The sequence below is a fragment of the Microbacterium pygmaeum genome (assembly GCF_900100885.1).
GTDB lineage: Bacteria > Actinomycetota > Actinomycetes > Actinomycetales > Microbacteriaceae > Microbacterium > Microbacterium pygmaeum.
In genome coordinates, this window is record NZ_LT629692.1 from 984,400 (window position 1) to 1,009,161 (window position 24,762).

The window sequence follows — 24,762 nt, forward strand, 5'->3', positions numbered from 1 at the left end:
GTGTGTACCCTGTTCGCATGCCCGCGTATCCCGGTAACCGATCGGCGGAGATCTCCGCCGCGCTGGGTGCGCTTCCGAGCGGAACGCCGGTTTCGGAGGTCGCGCGACGACTTCTCGACCTGTTCACCGGGGGCTCGATCGAGCCGGGCACCCGGCTGCCACCGGAACGCCAGCTGGCTGTGACCCTCGGCGTAGGACGATCCGCCGTCCGCGAAGCCCTGGCCGCCTTGGAGATCCTCGGGATCGTGGATGTCCGTGCCGGTTCGGGCACGTATCTGCGCGGCAATGCGAGCGAACTGCTGCCGCAGACGCTGCGATGGGGGCTGCTGATCGGCGAGCGGAACACCCAGGAGCTGCTGGAACTGCGTTCCGGGCTCGAGATCTACGTGGTGCGGCTCGCTGCCGCGCGCGCGGATGCAGATGATCTCAAGGCGATCGCCGCGAGTCTGGATCGCATGCGCACCTCGGTGGACAAGCTCGGGATCTTCGCGCGCGCAGATCTCGATTTCCACCATGCGCTCGGTGCCGCTTCGGGCAACGCCACCCTGGTCGACATGCTCAACATCGTCCGTTCGCTTCTGCAGGTCTACGCCGATCGATCAGTCCACGACGTGGCGGCGGCGCGGATCGCCATCGAGGAGCACGACGCCGTCTATCGCGCCCTCACTGAAGGTGATCCGGATGCCGCGGCATCCGCCATGGCCCACCACATGTCCACCGCCTCGGCGCGGCTGTCCGCCGCCGCGGCGGGCGCGCCGTCGTGACCCTGGGAGTCGATCCGGCGGAGTAGCGTTGCCGGATGCCGAAGAACTGGGCCGGAACACACGAGTACTCCGCACCGCGCGTCGCGACGGCGACGACCGAGGACGAGGTTCGTGCGATCGTCGCCGAGGGCGGGCCGGTCCACGCGCTCGGCACCCGTCACTCGTTCACCGATCTGCCCGACACCGCCGGGACCCTGATCGACCTCGTGGGCCTGGAGGGGGGCTACCGTCTCGACGAGCAGGCCGGCACTGTGTCGGTGGCGGGCGGGACGCGGTACGGCGTGCTGGCGCAGTGGCTGGATGCCCGCGGCCTCGCGCTGCACAATCTCGGTTCGCTGCCGCACATCTCGGTGGCCGGAGCGACGGCAACAGCCACGCACGGGTCGGGGAACCGCAACGGCGTGCTGACCAGTGCGGTCCGAGGCATCCGCTATGTCGGCGCCGACGCCGAGGTGCACGAGGTCCGGGAGGGCGACGCGGACTTCCCCGCCGTGGCGGTCGGGCTCGGCGCGTTCGGCATCGTCACCGAAGTCACCCTCGCGGTCGAGCCCACCTACCGGGTTCGTCAGGACATCTACCAGGGCGTGTCATGGGATGCCGCGCTGCAGCGCTTCGACGAGCTCACCGGTGCCGGTTACAGCGTGTCGGTCTTCACCCGCTGGGTCGATGAGGCCCTCGGCGACGTCTGGGTCAAGACCCGACTCGAGAGCGATGACGACGCCGTGGATGACGTGCTCCTGGACGGCGCGCGCCAGGTCGAGGCCAACCCGCTCGCCAACCTCGATGACATCACGGAGCTCGGCGGAGTGCCGGGGCCGTGGATGCTGCGGCTGCCGCATTTCCGGCTCGACGGCACGCCGTCCTTCGGTGATGAGATCCAGAGCGAGTACTTCGTCGCCCGCTCGGACGCGCCGGCAGCGCTGCGCGCGGTGCGGAAACTCGGCGCGTCGATCGAGCCGCACCTGCTCGTGAGCGAACTGCGCACCGCGGCATCCGATGAGCTCTGGTTGAGCGGCGCGTATCAGCGCGACCTCCTCGCCATCCACTTCACCTGGCGCAACGACCCGGCGGGCGTGCTCGGCGTGCTGCCGCTGATCGAGGAGGCGCTCGCCCCGTTCGCGGCGCGCCCGCACTGGGGCAAGCTGCACGCGTTCGATGCCGCGGCGATCGCCCGCGTGCACCCGCGGATCGCTGACGCGCGGACGGTGTTCGAGCGCCTCGACCCCGAGGGTCGCTTCGTGAACGCGCACCTGCTGCGGCTCGGAGTCCGCGAAGCGCGCTGAAGCGGTCAGCTCGTCCGCGTGCGGGCGGGCAGGCGCTCCTCGACGGGGAGGGGAACCGGCGTCGTTCCGGCGATCTCGTCGGAGAACTCGACGGCGGACGGGACGATGCGAAGCGGCCGTGTCTCATCCAGCGTCAGACGGAAGCGACTCGTCTCGTGCCGATGCACCCGGCCGGACACGAGCAGCCAGGTGATGCCGATGCCGAAGGCCACGAGCGCCGCTGCGGCGCCGAGCAGAATCGCCGTCCGGGGGCCGAATTCCGCCGCCACCCACCCCACGATCGGAGCGCCGATGGGAGTTCCGCCCATCAGGATCGCCATGTAGAGCGCGAGGACGCGCCCGCGGAGGGCGGGATCGGTGGTCGTCTGCACGTATCCGTTCGCTGTGGTCAGCATTGTCACGACGGCGAAACCCGTGAACATGAGCGTGACGGCATATGCCCAATAGGTGGGCATGAACGCCGAGACGGCTGCGGCGACGGCGAACAGCAGCGTGCCGCCGATCACCACGCGGATCCGGGCTCGGTCGCGACGGGCGGCCAGGAGTGCGCCGACCAGGGAGCCGATCGCCAGGATCGAGCTGAGCAGGCCGTATCCGTCGGCGTCCTGGCCGAACTCGAGCGCCATCGTCGAGGCGAAGATCGGGAAGTTCATCCCGAACGCGCCGATGAGGAAGACCATCGCGAAGGTGACGATCAGGTCTGGCCGACGCCCGACGTAGCGGAAGCCGTCCGCCAGTCGCGAGGCGCCGATGTTCTTCGGGCGGGGGATCAGCTCGTGCGTGCGGATCAGCATGAGAGCCACGATCATCGCCAGGAAGGTCACGCCGTTCACCAGGAACACCCACCCGGTACCGACCGCGACGATCACGATGCCGGCGACGGCGGGGCCGATCATGCGCGCGCCGTTGAACGAAGCGGCATTCAACGCCACTGCGTTCGACGCGTTCTCGTGATCGACGAGGTCGGAGACGAACGCCTGGCGGGCCGGGTTGTCGAACGCGGCGACGACGCCGAGAGCGAGCGCGAAGGCGTAGATGAGCGGCAGCGTCATGACGCCGACGAGGATGAGCACGCCGATGGCGACGCCCAGCACGAGCAGCAGGCTCTGAGTGAGCATGAGCAGCTTGCGCCGGTCGAACTTGTCGGCGACCAGGCCCGTGACGCCCACGAGCAGCAGCGGTGGCGCGAATTGCAGGGCCATCGTGACGCCCATCGCACCGGCGTCGTTGACGGTGAGTTCGGTCAGGACGACCCAGCTCAGCGCGGTGGCCTGCATCCAGGCGCCGGTGTTGGAGACGAGTGCGCCGATGAACCAGACCCGGTAGTTGAACACCGAGAACGAGCGGAACATGGCACTCATCGGGCGACGATCCGCTGCATGAGGGCGGCCGCCTCGGCCAGCACGCCGCGTTCGGCAGGGCTGAGTTCGGCAAGGGCTTCTTCGACCCAGGCGTCGCGTCGCCGCGCGGTCTCATCGACCACGGCACGACCGGAGTCGGTCAGTTCGATGACGACTTTGCGACCGTCACTCTCGTCTGCGCTGCGGCTGATGTATCCGCCGTCCTGCAGGCAGTTCACGGTGCGGTTCATCGCGGGGGCCGACACCCGCTCGCGGTCGGCGAGCTGGGTGAGGGTGTGCGGACCGTGGATGAAGAGGCCGGCGAGGACGGCGAACTGGCCGTCGCTCATCGAGTCGACCGCGCGTTGCGTGCGCATCCGTCGAGCGAGCCGGAAGGTGGCGATCCGCAGGTCGGATGCCTCGGAGGAGAGGTCATGGTGCTGTGGATCGTCGTTCATCATCGATCCTTAGCATAGGTCATTATCTTTGTTAAGTAAATTGTGGATGCCGGAACGCTCGGCCGAACGCGCACCTAGACTCGCTCCATGCCCGAGTTCATCGATGCACACGGCATCGCGATCGTCTACGACGTCCATCCCGCGAAGACCGAACCTCGAGCCGTTGTGCAGGTGCTGCACGGGGTCGGCGAGCACGCGGCGCGGTATGCGGCCACGATCTCGGCGCTCACCGACGACGGGTACACCGTGTACGCCGACGATCACCGTGGTCACGGCCGCACGGGCATGAAGCAGTATGACGGCGACGCGTCCAAGCTCGGCCGGCTCGGCCCCGGCGGTCATCGGGCAGCGGTCGCTGCGGTCTGGCAATTCACCCAGCTCATCCGCGACGAGAACCCGGGCCTTCCTCTGGTGCTGCTCGGGCATTCGTGGGGATCGTTTCTCGCTCAGATCCTCCTCAACGACCACCCGGACGCCTACGACGCCGTGATCCTGTCGGGGTCGGGACTTCGGACGCCTGCCTCGCTGAACGCAGGCGATCTGAACGCCCGATGGAAGGGCGAGGACGCGATGGGCACCGAATGGCTGTCCTCGGACCTGGCTGTCGGCCAGGACTTCGTCGATGACCCGCTGACGACGACGACGCCCATCGCCAGACTGTTCGGCGTGGTCGACGGAGTGCGGATCTACGGTCTGCCGCGTAAGGACGTCGGCCGCGACATCCCGGTCCTGCTGCTCGTCGGTCGGGAAGATCCCGTCGGCGGTCCCCGCAGTGTCCATAAGCTCGCCGACGCATATCGCAAGCGGTCAGGCTTCACGGATGTGACCACGCTCGTCTATCCGGGCGCTCGCCACGAGGTCTTCAACGAGGTGATGCAGAACGACGTCCGCGGCGATCTGCTCGCCTGGCTCGACCGGCGGTTCCCGGCCCGCGACTGACCAATAGGGTTGAGCCATGCACGGCGAATACAAGGTGCCCGGAGGCAAGCTGGTCGTCGTCGACCTCGAGGAGCGCGACGGGCGCATCGCGGAGTTCCGCCTCGCGGGAGACTTCTTTCTCGAGCCGGACACTGCACTGGACGACATCGATTCCGCCGTCAACGGGTTGCCGGTGGAATCGGATGCCGCAGCCATCGCCGCCGCGGTCCGGGCGGCGCTGCCGGAAGGAGCCCAGATGCTCGGGTTCACGCCGGAGGCGGTCGGCACCGCGGTGCGCCGGGCGCTGGTGACGGCCCCGGGGTGGAAGGACTTCGACTGGGAGGTCGTGCACGACGGGCCTGTCTCGCCGCGGATGAACCTCGCCCTGGACGAGGTGCTGACCACCCGCGTGGGCGACGGCCGGCGGCGGCCCACCCTGCGGTTATGGGAATGGGACGAGTCGGCGGTGGTGATCGGCTCGTTCCAGTCGCTGCGCAACGAGGTCGACCCCGACGGCGCGACGCGGCACGGATTCGACGTCGTCCGGCGGATCTCGGGCGGCGGGGCGATGCTGATGGGGGCGAACTCGATCGTCACGTATTCGCTCTACGTGCCGGCATCCCTCGTCGCTGGCATGACCTTCGCCGACTCGTACGCCTTCCTGGACGACTGGGTCCTGCAGGCGCTGCGCTCGCTCGGCATCGCGGCCACCTATCAGCCGCTCAATGACATCGCCTCCCCGCAGGGCAAGATCGGAGGCGCGGCGCAGAAGCGCCTCGCCAACGGCGGAGTGCTCCACCACGCGACCCTGAGCTACGACATGGACGGCCAGGTGATGACCGAGGTCCTGCGCATCGGTCGCGAGAAGCTCAGCGACAAGGGGACCACCTCGGCCGCGAAGCGGGTCGATCCGCTGCGACGTCAGACGGGGCTGCCCCGCGAGGCGATCATCGAGCGGTTCATCGAGACGTTCACAACGCTCTACGACGCGGTCCCCGGCCATATCACCGAAGAGGAATACGCCGAGGCGGAGGCGCTGGTCGAGTCGAAGTTCTCGACCGACGCCTGGTTGCAGCGCGTTCCGTGAGCGATCCGGTCCCCGAGCTCGTCGAAGGTGCGGTCACGATCCATCACGGTGACAATCTCGACGTGATGTCGGGGTTTCCCGATCGCTCGTTCACCCTGATCTACCTGGATCCGCCGTTCAATACCGGCCGCGCCCAGGAGCGTGCCGTCGAGACGGCACGTATGCCGGGTACGGAGTCGACCGGCTCGTCGGTGGTGAGACGCGGTTTCCACGGCCGCGACTACGAACGTCTTCGCGGCGATCTACGCGTCTACGACGACCGTTTCGACGACTATTGGGGTTTCCTCGAGCCGCGACTGGCCGAAGCGTGGCGTCTGCTCGCCGTCGACGGCACGCTGTACCTGCACCTGGACTACCGCGAGGCGCACTATGCCAAGGTCCTGCTGGATGCGATCTTCGGGCGCGATCACTTCCTCAACGAGCTCATCTGGGCCTACGACTACGGCGCCAAATCGCGTCGCCGCTGGCCGACCAAGCACGACACGATCCTGGTCTACGTCAAGGACCCTGCACGGTACTGGTTCGACTCGGAGGCGGTGGATCGCGAGCCGTACATGGCCCCGGGGCTGGTGACGCCCGAGAAGGCGGCCCGCGGCAAGCTGCCGACCGATGTGTGGTGGCACACGATCGTGCCGACCTCTGGGCGCGAGAAGACCGGATATCCGACGCAGAAGCCCGAAGGCGTCCTGCGACGGATCGTCCAGGCGTCCAGTCGACCCGGTGACCGGGTGCTCGACCCGTTCGCCGGCAGCGGCACGACCGGCGCGGTGGCCGCCGCGCTCGGACGCGAGGCGGTGCTGATCGATTCGAGCACGGCGGCGATCGATGTGATGACGACGCGGATGCCGGGGGCGGTCGTCCGCGGCTAGCCGTGGCGCCTCAGGTCTCGCGGAGGTGCTCGATCTCTTCGCGGTTGATCTCGGCCGCCCGTGCGAACAGTTCGCCCGCGAAGCGGATCTGCTCATCGGTGAGGGTGTCGAGGTACTCCGCCCACCGGGCGCCGACCCGACCGTAGATGGGTCCGACCCGGTCCATGACGGTCTCCACCCGCGCGGTGACGATCACGCGACGGCGGTCCGCGGCATCCCGCTCCCTCGTCACATAGCCTGCGAGTTCCAGGCGATCGATGACCGCCGTGATCGACCCGCCTGCGGTCAGCCCGGTGCGCTCGGCGAGTTCTCCCGGGGTGGCGGGGCCCTCGCTCATCAGCAGACCCACCACCTGCATGTCGGTGCTGTTGTTGCCGCCGGAGCGCGCCACCGCGTCCTGGAAGAGGACCGCGCGCGCCATGAATTCGCGCATGACGGCGGACATGTGCTCGATGGATTCGGCGCGCGTTGCGTTCTTCGGCGGCATCGAATATTCTCTCCAAATACGAGAGACTCTAGATTCGAGAGTCTCGCTTCTTCAAGGATACCAAATGCCTCGTGCACTGATCATCGGCGCCGGGGTGGCCGGCCCGATCACCGCCATGTTCCTGCTGCGCGCCGGATGGGACGTCGAGGTCTTCGAGGCCGACGCCACCCCGGACGCATTCGCCGGGCTGTTCCTCAACGTCGCCACGAACGGACTGTCGGTGCTCGACCAGCTCGGCCTGAAGGAGCGGCTGCTCACCGATGGCCATCGGGCGTCGTCCATGGTCATGCGGAGCGGCTCCGGGCGTGAACTCGGCAGGGTGCCGAACGGACCCGCCGGCGACCCCGCGCGGGGGAGCGTCATCGTTCGCCGCGCCTGGCTCCACGAGGTCATCCGTGACGCAGCGCTGGCCGCGGGCGTGCCGATCGTGCAGGGAGCGCGCCTGGTCTCGATCGACGAGACGTCCGATCGCGTGCGTGCGACGTTCGCCGACGGACGCACCGCCGAGGGCGACGTGCTCATCGGCGCCGACGGCATCCGGTCGTTCACACGCTCCTGGATCGACCCGGGCGCTCCGGCGCCGCGGTACAGCGGTCTGGTCGGAACCGGCGGCTTCGCGCGGGTCCCTGGGCTGGAGCCGACCCCCGACACCCAGTACATGGTGTTCGGTGCGCGCTCGTTCTTCGGCTACCTCGTGCGCACGGACGGGACCGCGTACTGGTTCGCCAACCTCACGAGCCCCGAGCCCGCGCGCGGGTCGCTGCGCGGCATCCGCTCCTCCGACTGGCTGGCGCGCCTGCGCGACCTGCACAGCGACGACCCGGCGCCGGTACCCGGAATCCTGGCGGCCACCGACGGCGACGTCGGCGGATACCCGATCTACGAGCTGAGCGGCGTCCAGCGGTGGAGCCGCGGCCGCGTCGTCGCGATCGGCGATGCCGTGCACGCGATGTCGCCCAGCGCGGGGCAGGGTGCCTCCCTCGCGCTCGAGGATGCGATCACCGTCGCGAAGTGCCTGCGTGATCTGCCGACGCCCGAGGCGGCGTTCGCCGAGTATCAGCGACTGCGCCAGCCGCGTGCAGCGGCGGTTGCGAAGTACGCGCGGGCGATCGATGCGCGCAAGCGCGTCACGAAGTCGCGCTTCGGGATCGCGATGCGCGACCGGATGATGCCGCTCTTCCTGAAGAAGGCCGCGAACGACACTCGGAACGACTGGCTCTACAACGCCGAGATCCCCTGGGACCGCTCGCTCGTGCGGCGGTAGGCGTCAGCCCGGCCGCTCCCGCAGCCCCGGCCCGTAGGCTCGGCGTATGCGCTTCGGAACCTTCATCCCCCAGGGCTGGCGATTCGATCTCGTCGGCATCGACCCGTCCGCTCAGTGGGACGCGATGCGCTCGCTCGCCGAGCACGCCGATGCCGGAGCCTGGGAATCGCTCTGGGTCTACGACCACTTCCACACCACCCCGATCGCCAGCGAAGAGGCCACGCACGAGGCGTGGAGTCTGATGGCGGCGTTCGGGGCCTCGACCTCCCGCATCCGGCTCGGTCAGATGTGCACCTGCATGAGCTACCGCAACCCGGCCTTCCTCGCCAAGGTCGCCGCAACGATCGATCACGTCTCGAACGGCCGGGTCGAGATGGGCATCGGCGGCGGCTGGTACGAGCACGAATGGCGCGCCTACGGCTATGGCTTCCCGCCGATCAAGGAGCGGCTCGGCCGCCTCCGCGAGGGTGTCGAGATCATGCACCAGGCCTGGACGACGGGTACGGCGACTCTGAACGGCGAGTACTACCAGGTGGACGGCGCGATCGTCCGGCCGCTCCCGCGCCAGGAGAGCGGCATCCCGTTCTGGATCGCCGGCGGCGGCGAGAAGGTGACGCTGAAGATCGCGGCGAAGTACGCAGGCTACACGAACTTCGCCGGATCGATCGAGGAGTTCGACCACAAGAGCGCCGTCCTGCGGGGTCACTGCGAGGCGCTGGGCCGCGACTTCTCGTCGATCACCCGGAGCTCGAACTTCAACACGATCGTCGCCGATACCGAGGCCGAAGCGCGCGACCGGCTGGCGGCCGTCAAGGCGCGGCTGCTGCCGCACCTGGGCCGGGAGCGCGCCGACGCGATCGAGCGCGACTACCTCGCCTCGCCGGGGTTCGGCACGCCGGAGCAGGTCGCAGAGCGGCTCGCGGAGCGCGCCGAACACGGCCTCGGCTACGCGATCCACTACTTCCCGGAGGCGGCCTACGACCGTTCGGGCATGGAGCTGTTCGAGCGGGCGGTGATCCCGGCGCTGTCCTGACCGCCGAGGTGGCGCGCAGAACTCAGGAGAACGGCGGTCTGACGTCGCTCCGCACCCCGGTCTGAGGCAGATCCACCTGAGTTGTGCGCGGCGGGTCGTCCTCCACAGCCGCGAGACGTCGCGCGTCCTCCACACCTTCGGCTGTGATCGCGTCCGGTCGGGCCGGGCAGCGGCACGGTGGCGGAATGATCGAGGCCCTGACGCTGCACCGGCCCGTCCAATTCCGGCGGCGCGACGAGATGCTGCAGCACGGTTGGACCACCCGAGCGCTGACGGCCGCGGTCGGTGCGGGAGCCCTCATCCGGCCGCGTCGAGGGGTGTATCTCCCCGGTGAGGTGAGTTCCGACATCGTCGACGCGTGTCGTCACGGTGGTCGGCTGGCCTGCGTCTCCGCTCTCGTCCCGTACGGGATCTTCGTCCTCGACAGCAGTTCGCTCCACGTGCATCTCGCACCGAACGCCGCGCGCTTGCGCACGATGTCGCGTCCGGTCCGCCGGCACTGGGGTCGTCTTCGTCGCGAGCCGCACCCGTCGTCGACATCCGTCGAGGTCTTCGACGCGCTGCTCCAAGCCGTGCGCTGTCAGCCGCCGCGCGCGGCCGTCGCGACCCTGGATTCCGCCCTGTATCGCGGCGCGCTGTCACCGGACGACCTCGATGAGCTCTTCCGTGCGCTGCCGCGCCGATACCGAGTCATTCGCAGGCTGCTCGACCCGCGCAGCGAGTCCGGACCGGAAACACTGGTGCGGCTGATTCTGCGCTCGCTCGGTGCGCATGTCGAGGTACAGGTCCGGATCCGCGGTGTCGGCCGGGTGGACTTCGTCGTCGACGGGTGGTTGATCATCGAGTGCGACAGCGAGGCCCACCACGCCAGCTGGGAGGCGCAGCGTCGAGATCGCCGTCGCGACCAGGCCGCGGCACAGCAGGGTTTCGCGACCTACCGACCGATCGCAGAGGACATCATGTGGCACGCCGACGACGTCCGCGCGGCGATCGGTGGGCTGCTCGGGAGTCACCGCCGGGCCACGTCACGAAGTCAGGAGAATCAGCGCCATCGAGGTCCGCAAAGTGCCTGAATCGCCGATTCTCCTGAGTTGCGAACGGCGCGCGCCCTCACAGCAGCGCGCGGACGCTCGCGTAGCCGTCGGCGAGGACGTCAGGGACGGATGCTGCGCCGCCGAACACCCGCGTGGCGCCCGGTGCGCGCGACCACGGCGTCCACCCAGGGGCCGCGTCTCGGATGAAGGCGACGGCTGAGCCGTGGAGCGCGTCGGCGAGCGGCTGCGGCGGAGCGTCCCCGGCGATCGCCCGGACGCCTTCTGCGTCAAGGCAGTCGAACCAGAACGGCACATCGAGGCAGTGGCACGCCCACCCGATGGTCGGCGACACCCAGGAGAAGCGGTACGCCCACGTCGGCGCGTCAGCGCGGGCGTCGGCGATCCGCGGCACCTGCACCCGGAACACCTGATCGGTGACGTACCGGCCGAGCACGGCCGCCGTGCCCTTGCGGTGCTGCACGCGGTTGGCGTCGAGGTAGGCGCGGCGGGTCGCCGGGCCGACCTTCAGCTGGCCGAGGGCGAACCCCGCGGGGATCAGGCGCAGCTTGTTCTTCGCGCCCTCGGCCACCATCGTGAACTCGTCGTCGGTGGCTCCCAGGACGAGGGGCTTGTCGGCCCCGACCCCCGCGCGCAGCGACTCGACCGTCGGACGGGTGATCAGGTCGCCGTCGATCATGGGTCCCCACGAGAGGCCATCCTCGAGCAGGGCGAGGATCCCGGCCAGCGGGCTCTTCGAGTCGGGCGCGGCAGCCTTCTCCTGCAGCGCGACCAGCGTCGCTTCAGAAACGGACGCGAATCCCTCGCGGGTCGGCGCGACTCCGGCCAGACGGGCGAGTTTCGCCGAAAGCGTCCGGGCTCGTTCCCCCGACACATCGCCCAGCGCGCCGGAGAGTGACCACGCCTTTCCGAACAGGTGCTGTGCCGCCGGCATCCCGAGCAGCGTCAGCACCGCTCCGCCACCGGCTGACTGCCCTGCGATGGTCACGCGCGTGGGGTCGCCGCCGAATGCGGCGATGTTCTGCTGCACCCACTCCAGCGCTGCCAGCCAGTCGCGCACCCCGCGGTTGGACGGGGCGCCGGCGATGTAGCCGAACCCGTCGAATCCCAGCCGGTACGACACGGTCACCGTCACCACTCCGTCGCGGTTGAACGCCCGGCCGTCGTACCAGGGGCTTGCGGGCGAGCCCTCGGTGAAGCCGCCGCTGTGGATGTAGACGAGCACCGGAAGCGCAGCCTCCGGCGCACCAGGGGCCGGCGTGAACACGTTGACATTCAGCGTGGAATCGCCAGGTACCGCGGGCTCTGGGATCAGCGTCTTCTCGCCCGGCTTCGCACGCTTGGCGGTGGGGCCGAAGACGAGCGCGTCGCGGACATCGTCCCAGGGCTCGGGGGCGACGGGAGCAGCGAACCGCAGATCCCCGACGGGCGCCTGCGCGAACGGGATGCCGAGGAAGGCCGCGGATCCCTCGCGCCAGAATCCGCGCACGCGACCGGGGACGAGAGTGACGACGGGATCAGGATGCTGCGTCAACGCGTGGCTCCTTCGGTTCGGCGTGCGCGGGCGTCAGGGCGACGAAGAGCGCGTCGACGGTGGCAGCCATGTCGACGGAGGGATCGAGCATCCACTGCACCTGCATGCCGTCGGCGACGGCCTGGAAGATGCGCGCGAGGACCTCGGCGTCCACGCGATCGGTCATCTCGCCCGAGGCCTGCCGGGCGCGGAGCATCTCCAGGAACGCGGCGCGGAACATCCCGCCCCGCTCGAGGAAGTACCGATGGGCGGGATGTTCGGGGTCGACGGCATCCACCGCCATCCGGGAGAAGAGCTGGACGAGCCCTGGGACGTCGCTGTTGTGCCGGATGACATCGACATACGTCTTCCGGAAGCCTGCGAGATCGAGATCGCTCATCTCGGCGGGGCCGTAGGCCACGACATCCGCTTCGTCCCGCTTGCGCAGGATCTCGGTGAACAGTTCTTCCTTGCTGCCGAAGTAGTGCAGGAGTCCCGCCTGGCTGAGACCGACCGCGTCTGCGAGTTCTTTCACGGATGCTCCGCGATAGCCCTCTCTCGCGATCACCTCGAGCGCGCGCTCGAGGATCTCTTCGCGCTTGGCGACGCCCTTCGCGTAGGAACCTCGTCCTGCCATGGGCTCAGGCTAAGCCGAACAGCGCTTGATAATCGAAACCTCCTGGCATTCAGTTCTCGACCCGGGTCACAGGGGCGAGCGCCAGCGCCGTCAGGCGGCGCTGGCGCATCGCGAGGAACAGCGGGAATGTGAACGCGAAGGCCGTGAGAGCGGATGCCGCGACATACAGCCACCCGGCACGCATGCCCAGCCGCCGCGCCTCGACGATGATGAATACGCTCCCCGCAACCGCGGCGACCAGCAGGTCGACCGTGATCGACGAGACTGCCGGGCCGCTGGTGACCAGATCGCCCAGGAAGTCCGCCATCTCGATCACCGCGAGGGCGTTGAACCACCATGTGCCGACGAGCCCGGCGAGCGCCAGCACCAGGTAGAGCACGGCCAGGGGAGTCCAGAAGCGGGTCATGGCGCCATGATCCCACCGCCGCGTCGATGCGCGGGCCGACCTGGTGCTGTCAAGCCCTCGATCGACGCGATGCCGCGCCCTACGTTGAGAGGATGAGCCAGTCCTCGCGCACATCCACAGATCGGGACTCCGCAACGGGAACACCGCGCGATCTCCTCCGCCAGATCGCGGTCCTGGTCGCGCTGGGCTTCACGCTGGTGTCGGTGTTCGTGAACGTCGGCGGTCTGGGCGGCACCCGCACGCAGGACACCCAGGACGGCGCACTGTCGGCGGACGGCTCGTACCTCGCTCCGGCCGGTCCTGCGTTCAGCATCTGGTCGGCGATCTACCTCGGCCTCATCGGCTACGCCATCTGGCAGGCACTCCCCGGCCAGCGCGCCTCGGACCGTCAGCGCGCGATCGGCTGGTGGGTCGTCGTCACGATCCTGCTGAACGGTCTGTGGCTCGTCGCCGCGCAGTTCCTCACGATCGAGTGGACGGTCATCGTGATCGTCCTGCTGCTGATCGCGCTGTGCATCACCTTCCGCATCTCGGTGTCCACCCGCGCCCCGCGCGGTGGATTCCTCGACGCGCTGCTGATCGACGGTGTCACCGGCCTGCACCTGGGCTGGGTGACGCTGGCGACGGTCGCCAACATCGCCGCCTGGCTGACGGGCATCGTACCGGCCGAGTGGGCGGACGCGGCATCCGCATGGGGAATCGCCGTCCTGGTCGTCGTGGCTGTGCTCGGTCTCGGGATCGCCTGGGCCAGCGGCTGGCGCGTCGCGCCCGGAATCGCACTCGCATGGGGCCTGACGTGGCTCGCCGTCAACCGGCTGACCGGCGAACCGCAGAACACTGCGATCGGGATCACGGCGATCGTGGTCGCCGCACTCGTGCTGCTGGTTCCGCTTGCGGTGGCAGGCCTGCGGTTCCTCCAGCCCGAGCACGACTGACCGCGGTCAGCTCTCCAGGAACGCCAGCAGCACCTCGTTCACCTCATCGGCGTGCGTCCACAGCAGGCCGTGGGGTGCGCCGTCGATCTCGACGTAGGTCGCGTCGGGCAGCATCGTCGTGAAGCGGCGGGCGGTGGCATCGATCGGCAGAATGCGGTCGGCGGTGCCGTGCACGATCAGCGCGGGGACGTCGATCTTCGCGATGTCCTCGCGGAAGTCGGTCGGCCAGGTGAGCGGCGCGGCGGCGATGGCCGCGTTTCCCATCCGGTTCCCGGTTGCCACGCTCGCGTCGACGGCCTCCTGCGAGATGCGCGACCCGAGATTCTCATCGAGGTTGTAGAAGTCCTGGAAGAAGCCGGTCAGGAACGCGTACCGGTCCTCGCGGATCGCCGTGGCGAACCCGTCGAAGAACTCCTGCGGCCCCGCACCGTCGGGGTTGTCGTCGGTCTTGAGCAGATACGGCTCCAGCGAGCCGATGAAGACGGCGCGCGCCACCCGCTCGCTCCCGTACGTCGCCAGATAGCGGGCGACCTCGCCGGTCCCCATCGAGAAGCCCACGAGCGTCACCCGCTCCAGGTCGAGGGTGTGCAGGAGCGCCGCGAGGTCGGAGGCGAACGTGTCGTAGTCCGATCCGGACTCGGTCTTGGACGACGAGCCGAATCCGCGTCGGTCGTATGCGATCACCCGGTAGCCGGCATCCAGCAGAGCCGCCTGCTGCTTGCCCCACGATTCGCCGTCCAACGGGAAGCCGTGGATGAGCACGACGGTCTTCGCGGGGCCCTCGACGCTGAAGGGTCCGGCGCCCTGGTCGGTGTAGAACAGCTTGATGTCGGCCGAGTTCTCGACGCCGACGGTGATGTATGCCACGTTCTTCCTCCCGGCCGCGGCACGGTGCCGCGGCACGTCTGCGACGCTACGGGGCGCGCACCGAGCGCGACAGGGGTTGCGATCGCCGATCGCCCCGGATACGTCCGTCGTCAGTGCTCGCGTGCGGCGCCGGCCGATGCCTGGACCGTGAAGACGGTGGGGGAGCGGAATCCGGATGCCTCGAACGCGGCGATCGCCGCCTCCTGCACCGCCTCCACGCGGTCGTTGTCCACAAGGGCGATCGCCGCTCCGCCGAACCCGCCGCCGGTCATGCGCGCGCCGATCGCACCGGCGGACATCGCCGCCTCCACGGCGGTGTCCAGCTCCGGGACCGAGATCTCGAAGTCGTCGCGCATCGAGGCGTGCGAAGCCAGCAGCAGGTCGCCGATCGATCGTGGGCCGCTCTCGCGCAGGGTCCGCACGGTGTCCAGCACCCGCTGGTTCTCGGTGACGATGTGGCGGACGCGACGGAAGGTCACGTCATCCATCATCGACTCGGCCCGATCGAGGTCGGAGGTCGCGAGGTCGCGCAGCGCCGGGACGCCCATGATCCGGGCTCCTCTCTCGCAGGCAGCCCGGCGCTCGCCGTAGCCGCCCGTCGAGTGTGCGTGTGTGACGCCGGTGTCGATCACGACCAGAGACAGGCCCGCTCCGGCGAAGCCGAGATCGACGACCTCCGTCTGCAGGGACCGGCAGTCCAGGAAGATCGCCGCGTCGGCGCGGCCGAGCATCGAGGCCATCTGGTCCATGATCCCGGTGGGTGCGCCGACGGCCTCGTTCTCCGCGATCCGGCCGACCCCGGCGAGCTCGACCCGGTCGAGCCCGAGCGTCCACGTGTCGTTCAGGGCGAGGGCGACGGCGCTCTCGATCGCGGCCGACGAGGAGAGCCCCGCGCCGATCGGCACGTCGGAGGCGATCGTCAGATCGACGCCGGGGAGCGCTGCCGGGTCGAGACCCGCCGCGCGCAGCAGCGCCCAGGCGACCCCGAGCGGGTAGGTCGCCCACTCCGGCACGGCGTCGCGCCCGTCCGGGAAGAGGATCTCGAGGTCGGCGATCCCGACCTCGACCGGCACCGGGTCCACCGTCGAGACGACGCGGATTCGCTGATCGCCGCGCGTGCCGAGCGCGACGTGGGTGCGCTGCGCGATCGCGAACGGCAGTACGAAGCCGTCGTTGTAGTCGGTGTGCTCACCGATCAGGTTCGCCCGGCCGGGCGCCGACCACACGCCCGCCGGGTCGGCGCCGGTCAGCTCTGCGAAGAGCGCGCGGGCCGCGGCATCCGGAGTGTGCCCGTTCACGGACGAACCGGGCCGCTCTGGGCTCTCCCGTCGCGGCGTGTTTCGTCCGTGAACGGCATCGGTGGGGGTCATAGTGTCACCTCGGGGACGGTCGAGATCGCCTCGCGCAAGCGCTCGGCGGCGGTTTCGGGCGGGACATCGCCGATCCAGGCGCCCATGGCGGCCTCGGATCCGGCGAGGAATTTCAGCTTGTCGGCCGCACGGCGCGGCGAGGTCAGCTCCAGACGGAGGCGCACCGCGTCGCGGCCGACGTGCACAGGGGCCTGGTGCCACGCTGCGATGTAGGGCGTCGGGGAGTCGTACAGCGCGTCGATTCCGCGCAGCAGCCGCAGGTAGAGCGGCGCGAGTTCGTCGCGCTCGTCCGCGGTCGTTCCGGCGAGGTCGGCGACGTGGCGGTGCGGCATCAGGTGGACCTCGAGCGGCCAGCGTGCGGCGAACGGCACGAACGCCGTCCAGTGCTCGCCGCGCAGCAGCACACGCTCAGAGTCCTGCTCGAACGTCAGGATGCGCGCGAACAGCTCAGGCCCCTCGCGATCGATGGCGGCGAGCAGGCGCTGGGTACGCGGAGTGAGGTACGGGTACGAGTAGATCTGCCCGTGCGGGTGGGCGAGGGTCACGCCGATCGCCTCGCCGCGGTTCTCGAACGGGAACACCTGTTCGATGCCGGGCAGCGCCGACAGCGCTGCGGTGCGGTCGGCCCACGCCTCGATGACGGTGCGTGCGCGTGTCGGGGTCTGGGTGCCGAAGGATCCGGCGTGCTCGGGGCTGAAGCAGACCACCTCGCAGCGGCCGACCGACGTGCGCGTCCGGCCGAGTCCGGGAGCATCCAGGTCGGCGAGACCGCGAGGGGGATCATCGGCTGCCGGTGCATCGCCGTACGCCTCGCGCAGGGCCGGCCCGAACGACGGTGAGCGGTTCTCGAACACGGCGACGTCGTAGCGCGACGGGATCTCCGACGGGTTCGTGGGCGTCTGCGGGGCGAGAGGGTCGAGCTCCGCCGGCGGCAGGAAGGCGCGGTTCTGCCGGGCGGCGGCGACAGAGATCCAGTCCCCGGTGAGCACGTCGCGCCGCATCGTCGCCGTCGCAGGGCGCGGGTCGAGGGCGCGTGCGTCGACGCCGCGATCCTCGCCGAGTTCGCTGCCCGGGTCGTCGAAGTAGATCAGCTCGCGGCCATCGGCCAGATGGGTCGTGCGCTTGGTCACGCCGAAACCGAGGGTTTCGGGAGCCGGTGCAGGAATGTTCACGTCAACATGGTACGGCGCTGCTATGTTATCGTCAACATTCCTGACTTATGCGCAGGAGCTCGGGCGCAAGGAGGTCCAGATGGCACGGGTCTCGATGGCCGACGTCGCCGCCCGTGCCGGTGTGTCCGGGCAGACGGTGTCGCGGGTGGTCAACGACAGCCCGCGGGTGGATCCGCTCACGCGCGCCCGCGTCGAGGCGGCGATGGCGCAGCTGGGCTATCGGCCGCACCGAGCGGCCCGGGCGCTTCGCACCGGACGCACCCAGACCATCGGCCTGGTCGTGTCCACGCTCGCCACGATCGGGAACTCGCGGATGCTGCAGGCGGTGGCCGATGCCGCTGCCGTGCGCGGCTACGCCCTGACCGTCGTGACCGTGCCGGCGGCGCGCGAGCTCGCGGACGCGTTCGAGCGGCTGCGCGATCAGGGCGTGGACGGGGCGATCGTCCTGAACGAGGCCACCGCCCTTGCTCGCGACGCGGGAGTCCCAGCCGATGTCCGGGTGGTGGTCGTGGATTCCCCGCCGGATGACCGCTTCACGGTGGTGCAGTCCGATCACGAGTCCGGCGCCCGCGCGGCGACCGAGCACCTGCTGGCGGCGGGGCACGACACGGTGTGGCACATCGCCGGCCCGGAGGGCTCGTATGCCGCCGCTCAGCGCGAGCGCGGCTGGCGTGGGGCGCTGGAAGGTGCCGGCCGGGTCGCACCGCCGGTGCTGCGCGGGGATTGGAGCGCCGCCTCCGGCCACGTCGCGGGTGAAGCACTCGCTGAGCGCGGCGACGTCTCGGCGGTCTTCGTCGCGAACGATCAGATGGCGCTCGGCCTGCTGCGCGCGCTCGCCGACGCCGACCGCGCTGTGCCGGAGGACGTCGCAGTCGTGGGCTTCGACGACGTCGCCGATGCGGCGGACTACCGGCCGCCGCTGAGCACCGTCCGCCAGGACTTCGACGAGCTTGGCGAGCGCGCGGTGGACGCCCTGATCGCGGCCATCCACGGTGCCGCGCCGACCACCGCGCTGGTGCCGACGCGGTTGATCGTGCGAGCGAGCGCGGGCGAGTCCGGACGATAGCGTGGATGCGTGACCGTCGTCCTGGCTCCTGACTCGTTCAAAGGCACCCTCGGCGCCGCGGAGGTGGCGGCCGCCCTCGCCGACGGGTGGGCCGAGGTCCGCCCCGCCGACACCATCGTCCTCAAGCCGATGGCCGACGGTGGTGAGGGCACCCTCGACGCGTTCGCGCTCGCCGTTGCGGGCGCCCGCCGGATGCCGGTGACGGTGACCGGCCCCGACGGCGACCCCGTCGAAGCGTCCTGGGTGCTCCTGCCCGCCACGTCGGACAGTCCCGGCGAGACCGGCGTCGTGGAACTCGCATCGACCTCGGGCATCGAGCTGGTCGCCGACCGGCTGCTCCCCGACGACGCGCACACGCTCGGCTTCGGCGAGGCGGTCGCCGCCGCCCTCGACCATGGGGTGGCGCGGCTGCTGCTCGGCATCGGCAGCAGTTCGTCCACCGACGGCGGCACCGGAGTGCTCACCGCGCTCGGAGCGCGATTCACGGATGCCGCGGGCGCGCCGATCCCGCTGGGCGCGCGCGGCCTGGACGCCGTCGCGGCGGCTGACCTATCGGCGCTGCGCGCCCTGCCCGAGCACGGCGTGATCGTGCTCACCGATGTGACCAACCCGCTTCTCGGGCCTACCGGTGCCGCTGCAGTCTTCGGCCCGCAGAAGGGGCTCGACGCCGCCGGCGTGCTCCGGGCCGAGGCCGGGCTCGCGCGCCTCGCCGCCCTGCTGCCGGTCGATGCGCAGGCGCCGGGCGCGGGCGCCGCCGGTGGCACCGGTTTCGGACTGCTGGCCTGGGGCGCGGCGCTCGTGCCCGGCGCTGCCGCCGTGGCCGACATCATCGGTCTGTCCGACGCCGTGGCAGCGGCATCCGTCGTCCTGACCGGAGAGGGGTCGTATGACGGACAGTCGGCGGCAGGCAAGGCACCCGCCCATGTGGCCTCGATCGCGCGCGCGGCGGGCGTGCCGGTCGCCGTCGCTGCCGGACGGATCGCCGAGGATGCCGACACGTCGGCGCTCGCGGCATCCGTCTCCCTCACCGACCTCGCCGGTTCCTCGGCCGCGGCGATGACCGACACGGCTCGGTGGCTGCGCGAGGCCGGAAGACGCCTCGCGACATCGCTCAGCGGCTGAGGTCGCTCAGATCGCGCTGACGACGGCGTTGTGCAGCTCGTCGCCGTCGACGCCTGGCCGTTGCGCCCGGTTGGTGAGCAGGACGTGCACGACGCCCGCGGTCGGGTGGATCCAGAACTCCGCGCCCGCCCAGCCGCCGTGGCCGTACACGTCGCGATCGATCAGGCCCGGCGCCCGTCTGCGGAGGTTCCAGGTGAAGCCCCAGTCCGACCCGCGCTCCGGCGGGTAGGGATCCAGACTCGGGATACCTTCGGTCAGCGGGCGCAGCATCATCGCCAGCCCCGGCGCACGCAGCACCGGGTCGCCACGACGCAGGAGCGCGGCGCCGACGGCGAGCAGGTCGCAGGCCCGCCCGAGCAGACCCGCACCGGGACTCCGCAGCGCACGGAAGCGATCGGTCCGGAAGCCGACCGCCTCGGCGTCGATCACCGCGTGCGGGTCGACGGAGGGGTCGAGGGTGAAACCGTCCGCGCCGATCGGCGCAGCCCAGTCGTGCACGGCCTGGTCCCACTCCACGCCGGTGGCGTGCTGGGTGAGGGCGGCGATCCCCTCGAAGGCGAGGGTGGAGTAACGCGACACGGTGCCGGCGGCGAAGTCCCGTCCCGCCGTCAGGATCGACTGCCGGAGCGGCACGGCATCATCGAGCGGAGGCTCGGTGATGCCGGACGTGTGACTGGCGAGATGGCGCAGGCGCACGGTGTCGTCGCGACCCGCCCCGAAGTCCGGCAGCGCGGCGGCGAGCGGAGTCTCGGGAGTCAGCAGCCCACGCTCGATCGCACGCATCGCGGTGATGCCCATCAGGGGCTTCGTGACCGAGAAGAGCGGGTAGTGGTCCTCGACGCGCGCGACCCGGCCGTCCGTCGCGCCGAAGGCGTCGAGCGCGATCACGCCGTCGGCGTCGGCGATGCCGAGGACGGCCGTCGGGAGGCGACCGCCGTCGACCTGACGCCGAGCCCAGTCGAATGCCGCCGAGTACGCGCTGCTCACGATCGTCCTTCCGCCGACGGTGCGATGAAGCCGCGCGATCGCAGCCAGTTCTCGATGAGCGCCCGGGAGGCGATCCCCGCCGGTTCGTCGATGCCCACGCCGTGCCGCCCGGCACGCTCGAGCACGTGCAGCTCGTGCGGTGCACCGGCTGCCGCGAATGCCGCGGCCAGACGATAGCTGTTCGCGGCGACCGGCACGGCGTCATCGTCAGCGCCCGACCAGAGGAACAGGGGCGGGCTGTCGGCGGTGACGAGGTTCTCCAGCGACAGCTCGTTCCCGAGATCAGGATCGGGGTCGGGGCCGAGCAGGATGTCGCGGGAGCCGGCATGCGCATCGGCGCCCATCGTGACGACGGGGTAGCACAGCACGCCGAAGTCGGCCCGTTCGTCCGGTCCGCCGGTCAGGCACGCCATGCCGGCGAGGTGACCGCCGGCTGAGAACCCGAGCACGCCGACGACGGAGCTCGTGGCGCGCTCCCGCGCGATCTCGGTGCGAACCGCGTCGATCGGAGCGGGATGGGCGACGCGAACGGGGTAGTCGACGACGCGCGCACGCAGTCCGAGCCCACGCAGCCACGCAGCGACCGGCTCGCCCTCGTGGTCGGCCCGATACTCGTAGCCGCCGCCGGGGAGGACGAGGATGCTCACCTCGCTCATCGGCGGCTCAGGAGCGGGATGCCGAGGTCGGCGACCCGCACGGGCTGGCCCGTCTCGAGCGAGCGGTTCCCGGCGATGCCGACCGCGATCGACTGCACGCCGTCGGTCCAGTCCGCGGGGCGGCCGAGCGGATCGTCGGACGGCCCGACGAACACATCGGCCAGCAGGAGTGCGTCTCCGCCCCCGTGTCCTCCCGCCTCGGCGGGGATCTGCACCTCGACCGCTTCGCTCCAGTGACGCTGAACGAGCAGACGCTCGCCCTCCGGCCTGGTCGACGCGCCCGCGCCGGCGTGGACGGCGCTCGGATCCAGCGCCGGGTGCAGGCCTTCCCCCGCCAGGACGGCGCCCCGCTCGATGACCTCGAGTTCGGCGCGGCCTTCGGTGCCGTTCACCGCGACGCGGTAGCCCTCCCACGGCGCGTGGGCGTTCAGCGAATAGCTCAGAGTCGCACCGGAGGCGTAGTCCACGACCAGGGCGAGGTTGTCCTCGATGGTGATCCCGGAGGAGAAGACGTCCTGATCGCGGAGATACCCGTCGTGCTGTTCGGCGTCGAGGTAGAGCTGCGCGAGCTGAGGATCGTCGCGCAGGTCGAGTTCGAACGCGTCGTGGTCGCCGTCATGGGTGCCGCGGGCGGGCCGATCCGCGAGTCCGCGCTCTGCCGCGTTCTCATCGCCGTAGAAGCGCAGCCCGCCGGAGGCGAACACCCGCACCGGGGTCGAGCGGATCCACCAGTTGACGAGGTCGAAGTGGTGGCTGGATTTGTGCACCAGCAGTCCGCCGGAGTGGACCTTCTGGCGGTGCCAGCGGCGGAAGTAGTCGGCGCCGTGCTTGGTGTCCAGCATCCAGGAGAAGTCGATCGAGGTGACCTGCCCGATCAGTCCGTCCTGGATCACCTGGCGCAGTGCGCTGTTGCGCGGCGAGTACCGGTAGTTGAAGGTGAGCACCACCGAGCGCCCGGTGCGCTCGGCCGCTGCTTCGATCGCCGCCGCACTCTCCGCGTCGATCGTCAGCGGCTTCTCGACGACGACGTCGGCGCCTGCCTCGAGCGAGCGGACGATGAGTCCCGCGTGCTGGTCGTCCCTCGCGGTGACGATGACCCGGTCGATGCGCTCGGCGCGGATCATCTCCTCGAGGTCGTCGGGGCTCCACAGGCTCGGTGCGTCCTGACCGCGGGAGACGACCCGTTCGAGGTGATGCTGGGCGCGGACCGGGTTGGGCTCGCCGATGGCGACGAGGCTCGCCCGGTCGGCGTACTCGCCCGTGATCGCGTCGACGTACATGTGCGCGCGAGACCCCGCGCCGAGGAGGGCATAGCGTCGTCGCACTGCTCCGAACCTTTCATCGTTCGCTGAGAAACCGCTTTCCGACGATAGCACGCGGGCACGTCTGACACACTGGGCGGCAACCGTTTCCCGGCGAAGGCGAACGGGCGGGGAGAACGGGGACGGGCGTGGCGCGTGTCGGCATCCGTGATGTCGCCCTTCGGGCCGGCGTTTCGATCAGCACCGTCTCCAACGCGCTCAACAAGCCGGACACCGTCAGTGCTGCGCTCGTCTCGAAGGTGACAGCGGCCGCCGAGTCGCTCGGGTACGTGCCGCTGCAGGCAGCGCGCCAACTGCGCGCCCGCCGCAGCGGGCTGCTGGGCATGACGGTCATCAACATCGCCAACCCGTTCTTCGCCGCGCTGGTCAGCGGAGCCGAAGAGGCCGCAGCCGCCGCGGGGTATCGGATCCTCGTCGGCAACAGCGACGACGACGTCGTCAAGGAGCGCGGCCACATCGAGCTGTTCGAGCGGGTCGAGGTCGAGGGGATGCTGATCTCGCCCTACGGCGTTTCGGCCGCATCGCTGGAGCGGCTGAGGGTGCGGCGGATCCCGGTCGTCCTCGTCGATGCGGTGGACGATGCCGGGCAGCTGTCCTCCGTGTCATTCGACGATGTCGCCGGCGGCCGCCTCGCCGCCGACCACCTGCTCGCTCAGGGCCGGCGATCCCTCGCTTTCGTCGGCGCGCGCGAAGAGGTGCGACAGGTGCGCGAGCGGCTGCAGGGGACCCGCGATGCGGTCGCCGCGTGCCCCGATTCCCGGCTGGACGTCATCTGGTCGTCGCGGACGACGGCCTCGGTCGGTCAGACGCTCGGCGCGCGAATCGCGGCGATGCCCGCCGACTCACGACCGGAGGGCATCGTCACGACCAACGATCATCTGGCCTGCGGATTGGTGTACGGGTTGATCAGCTCCGGGGTGCGGGTGCCGGGAGAGATCGCGGTCGTCGGCTACGACGACATCGAGTTCGCCTCCGTCGCCGCCGTGCCGCTGACGTCCGTTCGGCAGCCCGCGCGCGAGATGGGCCGCCACGCCGGCGAGGTGCTCGTGCGCGCCATCGCCGCCGGCGCCGAGGCGGTGCGCGAGACGGTCGTCTTCCGTCCCGAGCTGTCGGTGCGGGAGTCGACGAGCGGATACTGAGGGCGCCGCGGCGTCCGGATTCTCCCGCGGGGTGTCGCCTCGGCGGAGAGCGCGGCTAGCATGTCGTCATGGCTGAGAAAGCGCTTACCCACTCCAGCATCCGTTCGTCGCTGCTGACGGATCCGGATTCGGGGTACGGCGTGTGGCCGGTCATGCTGACACCGTTCACCGATGCCGGTGACGTCGATCTGGCCGTCCTCGACAGATACACCGACGCGCTGATCGGGTGGGGATCGGCGGGCCTGTTCCCGGTCGCGCTCTCGGGCGAGATGTACGAGCTCGATGAGCCCGAACGGCTCGCGATCGCAGCGCGGGTCGTCGCCCGCGCGGACGGCCGGGTACCGGTGGTCGCCGCGGTCAGCGACAGCGGGACCGCGGAGCAGATCGCCGTCTCGGCGAGTCTGCTGGCGGCGACGGGAGTGGATGCCGTGGTCCTGATCGCCTCGCGACTCGTGCCGCAGGAGGCGGACGAACAGCAGCTGCTCGCGATCGTCGCGCACGTGCTCGCAGCCATTCCGCACGTGACGTTCGGCCTCTACGAGTGCCCGCTTCCCTACCACCGGCTGCTCAGCACCGAGACGGTGCAGGAGCTCGCGGCGACCGGACGCTTCGCGTTCTTCAAGGAGACCAGTCACGATCTGGCGCGCATGAGCGAACGCGTGCGGGTCACGGAAGGCACGCCGATGCGCATCCTCAACGCGGGGATCGAGAACCTCGCCGAATCGGTCGGCATCGGAGTCGCCGGGCTGTCGGGCTGGATCGCCAATGTCTACCCCGACCTCGCGCTGCGGGTGATCGAACTGGCACGCTCGGGACAGCTGGATGCCGCGATCGCGCTTCAGGACGAGCTCGTCCGCGTCGAGCACGGCATGGCCCCCACCTACCCGGCATCGGCGAAACATCTCGTCCAGATGCGCACGCCGATCGGATTCCGCACGGACAGCCGCTGGCGTCCCTCGGCGATCGACCCGGCCGAGCTGCGCGCGCTGACCGGCGCGCTCTCGTGATGGCGGCG

The 24,762-nt window shown here is 70.2% G+C and carries 25 protein-coding genes; 13 read left to right on the top strand and 12 right to left on the bottom strand.

Annotated elements, in window-relative coordinates; translation table 11 throughout:
* The first annotated feature begins 17 nt into the window (after positions 1–17).
* Together BLT19_RS04515 and BLT19_RS04520 are read left to right on the top strand one after the other, a co-directional pair.
* A complete protein-coding gene (locus tag BLT19_RS04515; protein ID WP_091493281.1) occupies positions 18–764 on the top strand; it encodes a FadR/GntR family transcriptional regulator in 747 nt (248 codons plus the stop codon).
* Between the two features lie 35 nt (positions 765–799).
* Positions 800–2,047 carry an FAD-binding protein gene (locus BLT19_RS04520; protein WP_091487044.1) on the top strand — a complete coding sequence of 416 codons (1,248 nt, stop codon included), beginning with the start codon at positions 800–802 and terminating at the stop codon, positions 2,045–2,047.
* Between the two features lie 5 nt (positions 2,048–2,052).
* Here BLT19_RS04520 and BLT19_RS04525 read toward each other — a convergent pair whose 3' ends face one another.
* Both BLT19_RS04525 and BLT19_RS04530 read right to left on the bottom strand, forming a co-directional pair.
* Complete coding sequence (locus BLT19_RS04525) at positions 2,053–3,408, bottom strand: MFS transporter (protein WP_091487046.1); 1,356 nt, start codon at positions 3,406–3,408, stop codon at positions 2,053–2,055.
* Positions 3,405–3,845 (bottom strand): MarR family winged helix-turn-helix transcriptional regulator, encoded by a 441-nt coding sequence (locus BLT19_RS04530; protein WP_091493284.1) that lies wholly within the window; start codon positions 3,843–3,845, stop codon positions 3,405–3,407. Before BLT19_RS04530 ends, BLT19_RS04525 begins: the two co-directional genes overlap by 4 nt.
* Before the next feature lie 87 nt (positions 3,846–3,932).
* Here BLT19_RS04530 and BLT19_RS04535 point away from each other — a divergent pair, with 87 nt between their 5' ends.
* From BLT19_RS04535 to BLT19_RS04545, 3 genes are read left to right on the top strand one after another with little or no spacing between them, the layout of a single operon-like run.
* Positions 3,933–4,784, top strand: a complete 852-nt coding sequence (locus BLT19_RS04535; RefSeq protein ID WP_091487049.1) for an alpha/beta fold hydrolase — start codon at positions 3,933–3,935, stop codon at positions 4,782–4,784.
* A gap of 16 nt (positions 4,785–4,800) precedes the next feature.
* Positions 4,801–5,850, top strand: coding sequence for a lipoate--protein ligase family protein (locus BLT19_RS04540; protein WP_091487052.1), 1,050 nt, complete (start codon positions 4,801–4,803; stop codon positions 5,848–5,850).
* Positions 5,847–6,719 carry a DNA-methyltransferase gene (locus BLT19_RS04545; protein WP_407939813.1) on the top strand — a complete coding sequence of 291 codons (873 nt, stop codon included), beginning with the start codon at positions 5,847–5,849 and terminating at the stop codon, positions 6,717–6,719. Before BLT19_RS04540 ends, BLT19_RS04545 begins: the two co-directional genes overlap by 4 nt.
* Positions 6,720–6,729: 10 nt before the next feature.
* Here BLT19_RS04545 and BLT19_RS04550 read toward each other — a convergent pair whose 3' ends face one another.
* Positions 6,730–7,206 carry a MarR family winged helix-turn-helix transcriptional regulator gene (locus BLT19_RS04550; RefSeq protein ID WP_091487054.1) on the bottom strand — a complete coding sequence of 159 codons (477 nt, stop codon included), beginning with the start codon at positions 7,204–7,206 and terminating at the stop codon, positions 6,730–6,732.
* 64 nt (positions 7,207–7,270) lie between these two features.
* Here BLT19_RS04550 and BLT19_RS04555 point away from each other — a divergent pair, with 64 nt between their 5' ends.
* The 3 genes from BLT19_RS04555 (at position 7,271) to BLT19_RS04565 (ending at position 10,576) form a co-directional block, all read left to right on the top strand.
* Entirely contained in the window at positions 7,271–8,470 is a 1,200-nt protein-coding gene (locus tag BLT19_RS04555; protein ID WP_157681749.1) for an FAD-dependent oxidoreductase, read from the top strand.
* Positions 8,471–8,516: 46 nt separating this feature from the next.
* Complete coding sequence (locus BLT19_RS04560; protein ID WP_091487058.1) at positions 8,517–9,503, top strand: LLM class F420-dependent oxidoreductase; 987 nt, start codon at positions 8,517–8,519, stop codon at positions 9,501–9,503.
* A gap of 185 nt (positions 9,504–9,688) precedes the next feature.
* Positions 9,689–10,576 carry a type IV toxin-antitoxin system AbiEi family antitoxin domain-containing protein gene (locus tag BLT19_RS04565; protein ID WP_231917789.1) on the top strand — a complete coding sequence of 296 codons (888 nt, stop codon included), beginning with the start codon at positions 9,689–9,691 and terminating at the stop codon, positions 10,574–10,576.
* Positions 10,577–10,613: 37 nt separating this feature from the next.
* Here BLT19_RS04565 and BLT19_RS04570 read toward each other — a convergent pair whose 3' ends face one another.
* The 3 genes from BLT19_RS04570 to BLT19_RS04580 are packed head-to-tail and all read right to left on the bottom strand — an operon-like array spanning position 10,614 to position 13,111.
* Positions 10,614–12,089 carry a carboxylesterase/lipase family protein gene (locus BLT19_RS04570; RefSeq protein ID WP_091487061.1) on the bottom strand — a complete coding sequence of 492 codons (1,476 nt, stop codon included), beginning with the start codon at positions 12,087–12,089 and terminating at the stop codon, positions 10,614–10,616.
* On the bottom strand, positions 12,073–12,705 hold the full coding sequence (locus BLT19_RS04575) for a TetR/AcrR family transcriptional regulator (protein ID WP_091487063.1): 633 nt from the start codon (positions 12,703–12,705) through the stop codon (positions 12,073–12,075). The genes BLT19_RS04570 and BLT19_RS04575 overlap by 17 nt, the downstream gene beginning before the upstream one ends.
* 49 nt (positions 12,706–12,754) lie before the next feature.
* On the bottom strand, positions 12,755–13,111 hold the full coding sequence (locus BLT19_RS04580; RefSeq protein WP_091487065.1) for a DUF2834 domain-containing protein: 357 nt from the start codon (positions 13,109–13,111) through the stop codon (positions 12,755–12,757).
* A gap of 92 nt (positions 13,112–13,203) precedes the next feature.
* On the opposite strand from BLT19_RS04580, the gene BLT19_RS04585 reads away from it, so the two are divergent.
* Positions 13,204–14,046, top strand: a complete 843-nt coding sequence (locus tag BLT19_RS04585; protein WP_091487068.1) for a TspO/MBR family protein — start codon at positions 13,204–13,206, stop codon at positions 14,044–14,046.
* A gap of 6 nt (positions 14,047–14,052) precedes the next feature.
* On the opposite strand, the gene BLT19_RS04590 is transcribed toward BLT19_RS04585, so the two are convergent.
* The 3 genes from BLT19_RS04590 to galT all read right to left on the bottom strand — a co-directional run bounded on the left by BLT19_RS04590 (position 14,053) and on the right by galT (position 17,455).
* Entirely contained in the window at positions 14,053–14,913 is an 861-nt protein-coding gene (locus BLT19_RS04590) for an alpha/beta fold hydrolase (protein ID WP_091487070.1), read from the bottom strand.
* A gap of 110 nt (positions 14,914–15,023) precedes the next feature.
* Positions 15,024–16,211 (bottom strand): galactokinase, encoded by a 1,188-nt coding sequence (gene galK / locus BLT19_RS04595; RefSeq protein WP_231917790.1) that lies wholly within the window; start codon positions 16,209–16,211, stop codon positions 15,024–15,026.
* 68 nt (positions 16,212–16,279) lie between these two features.
* Entirely contained in the window at positions 16,280–17,455 is a 1,176-nt protein-coding gene (galT, locus tag BLT19_RS04600) for a galactose-1-phosphate uridylyltransferase (protein WP_231917791.1), read from the bottom strand.
* 94 nt (positions 17,456–17,549) lie between these two features.
* Between galT and BLT19_RS04605 the strand changes: the two genes are divergently transcribed.
* Complete coding sequence (locus BLT19_RS04605; protein ID WP_091493300.1) at positions 17,550–18,521, top strand: LacI family DNA-binding transcriptional regulator; 972 nt, start codon at positions 17,550–17,552, stop codon at positions 18,519–18,521.
* Between the two features lie 9 nt (positions 18,522–18,530).
* The gene (locus tag BLT19_RS04610) at positions 18,531–19,643 is read left to right on the top strand and encodes a glycerate kinase (protein WP_091487075.1); all 1,113 of its coding nucleotides are present in this window, start codon (positions 18,531–18,533) and stop codon (positions 19,641–19,643) included.
* A gap of 6 nt (positions 19,644–19,649) precedes the next feature.
* Here BLT19_RS04610 and BLT19_RS04615 read toward each other — a convergent pair whose 3' ends face one another.
* The 3 genes from BLT19_RS04615 to BLT19_RS04625 are packed head-to-tail and all read right to left on the bottom strand — an operon-like array spanning position 19,650 to position 22,611.
* Positions 19,650–20,630 (bottom strand): serine hydrolase domain-containing protein, encoded by a 981-nt coding sequence (locus BLT19_RS04615; RefSeq protein WP_091487077.1) that lies wholly within the window; start codon positions 20,628–20,630, stop codon positions 19,650–19,652.
* A complete protein-coding gene (locus BLT19_RS04620) occupies positions 20,627–21,286 on the bottom strand; it encodes an alpha/beta hydrolase (protein WP_091487080.1) in 660 nt (219 codons plus the stop codon). Before BLT19_RS04620 ends, BLT19_RS04615 begins: the two co-directional genes overlap by 4 nt.
* Positions 21,283–22,611 (bottom strand): Gfo/Idh/MocA family protein, encoded by a 1,329-nt coding sequence (locus BLT19_RS04625; RefSeq protein WP_091487083.1) that lies wholly within the window; start codon positions 22,609–22,611, stop codon positions 21,283–21,285. The genes BLT19_RS04620 and BLT19_RS04625 overlap by 4 nt, the downstream gene beginning before the upstream one ends.
* Positions 22,612–22,736: 125 nt before the next feature.
* On the opposite strand from BLT19_RS04625, the gene BLT19_RS04630 reads away from it, so the two are divergent.
* The gene (locus BLT19_RS04630) at positions 22,737–23,747 is read left to right on the top strand and encodes a LacI family DNA-binding transcriptional regulator (RefSeq protein ID WP_091487086.1); all 1,011 of its coding nucleotides are present in this window, start codon (positions 22,737–22,739) and stop codon (positions 23,745–23,747) included.
* Between the two features lie 68 nt (positions 23,748–23,815).
* A complete protein-coding gene (locus BLT19_RS04635; RefSeq protein ID WP_091487089.1) occupies positions 23,816–24,754 on the top strand; it encodes a dihydrodipicolinate synthase family protein in 939 nt (312 codons plus the stop codon).
* Positions 24,755–24,762: the final 8 nt, after the last annotated feature.

Excerpts from the sequence above, each read along its gene's own strand:
- BLT19_RS04565 (WP_231917789.1), top strand. The coding sequence starts at position 9,689 with ATGATCGAGGCCCTGACGCTGCACCGGCCCGTCCAATTCCGGCGGCGC.
- BLT19_RS04575 (WP_091487063.1), bottom strand. The coding sequence starts at position 12,705 with ATGGCAGGACGAGGTTCCTACGCGAAGGGCGTCGCCAAGCGCGAAGAG.
- BLT19_RS04520 (WP_091487044.1), top strand. The coding sequence starts at position 800 with ATGCCGAAGAACTGGGCCGGAACACACGAGTACTCCGCACCGCGCGTC.
- BLT19_RS04540 (WP_091487052.1), top strand. The coding sequence starts at position 4,801 with ATGCACGGCGAATACAAGGTGCCCGGAGGCAAGCTGGTCGTCGTCGAC.
- BLT19_RS04550 (WP_091487054.1), bottom strand. The coding sequence starts at position 7,206 with ATGCCGCCGAAGAACGCAACGCGCGCCGAATCCATCGAGCACATGTCC.
- BLT19_RS04605 (WP_091493300.1), top strand. The coding sequence starts at position 17,550 with ATGGCCGACGTCGCCGCCCGTGCCGGTGTGTCCGGGCAGACGGTGTCG.
- BLT19_RS04585 (WP_091487068.1), top strand. The coding sequence starts at position 13,204 with ATGAGCCAGTCCTCGCGCACATCCACAGATCGGGACTCCGCAACGGGA.
- BLT19_RS04530 (WP_091493284.1), bottom strand. The coding sequence starts at position 3,845 with ATGAACGACGATCCACAGCACCATGACCTCTCCTCCGAGGCATCCGAC.
- BLT19_RS04525 (WP_091487046.1), bottom strand. The coding sequence starts at position 3,408 with ATGAGTGCCATGTTCCGCTCGTTCTCGGTGTTCAACTACCGGGTCTGG.
- BLT19_RS04515 (WP_091493281.1), top strand. The coding sequence starts at position 18 with ATGCCCGCGTATCCCGGTAACCGATCGGCGGAGATCTCCGCCGCGCTG.
- BLT19_RS04535 (WP_091487049.1), top strand. The coding sequence starts at position 3,933 with ATGCCCGAGTTCATCGATGCACACGGCATCGCGATCGTCTACGACGTC.
- BLT19_RS04620 (WP_091487080.1), bottom strand. The coding sequence starts at position 21,286 with ATGAGCGAGGTGAGCATCCTCGTCCTCCCCGGCGGCGGCTACGAGTAT.
- BLT19_RS04555 (WP_157681749.1), top strand. The coding sequence starts at position 7,271 with ATGCCTCGTGCACTGATCATCGGCGCCGGGGTGGCCGGCCCGATCACC.
- BLT19_RS04580 (WP_091487065.1), bottom strand. The coding sequence starts at position 13,111 with ATGACCCGCTTCTGGACTCCCCTGGCCGTGCTCTACCTGGTGCTGGCG.
- BLT19_RS04635 (WP_091487089.1), top strand. The coding sequence starts at position 23,816 with ATGGCTGAGAAAGCGCTTACCCACTCCAGCATCCGTTCGTCGCTGCTG.
- BLT19_RS04560 (WP_091487058.1), top strand. The coding sequence starts at position 8,517 with ATGCGCTTCGGAACCTTCATCCCCCAGGGCTGGCGATTCGATCTCGTC.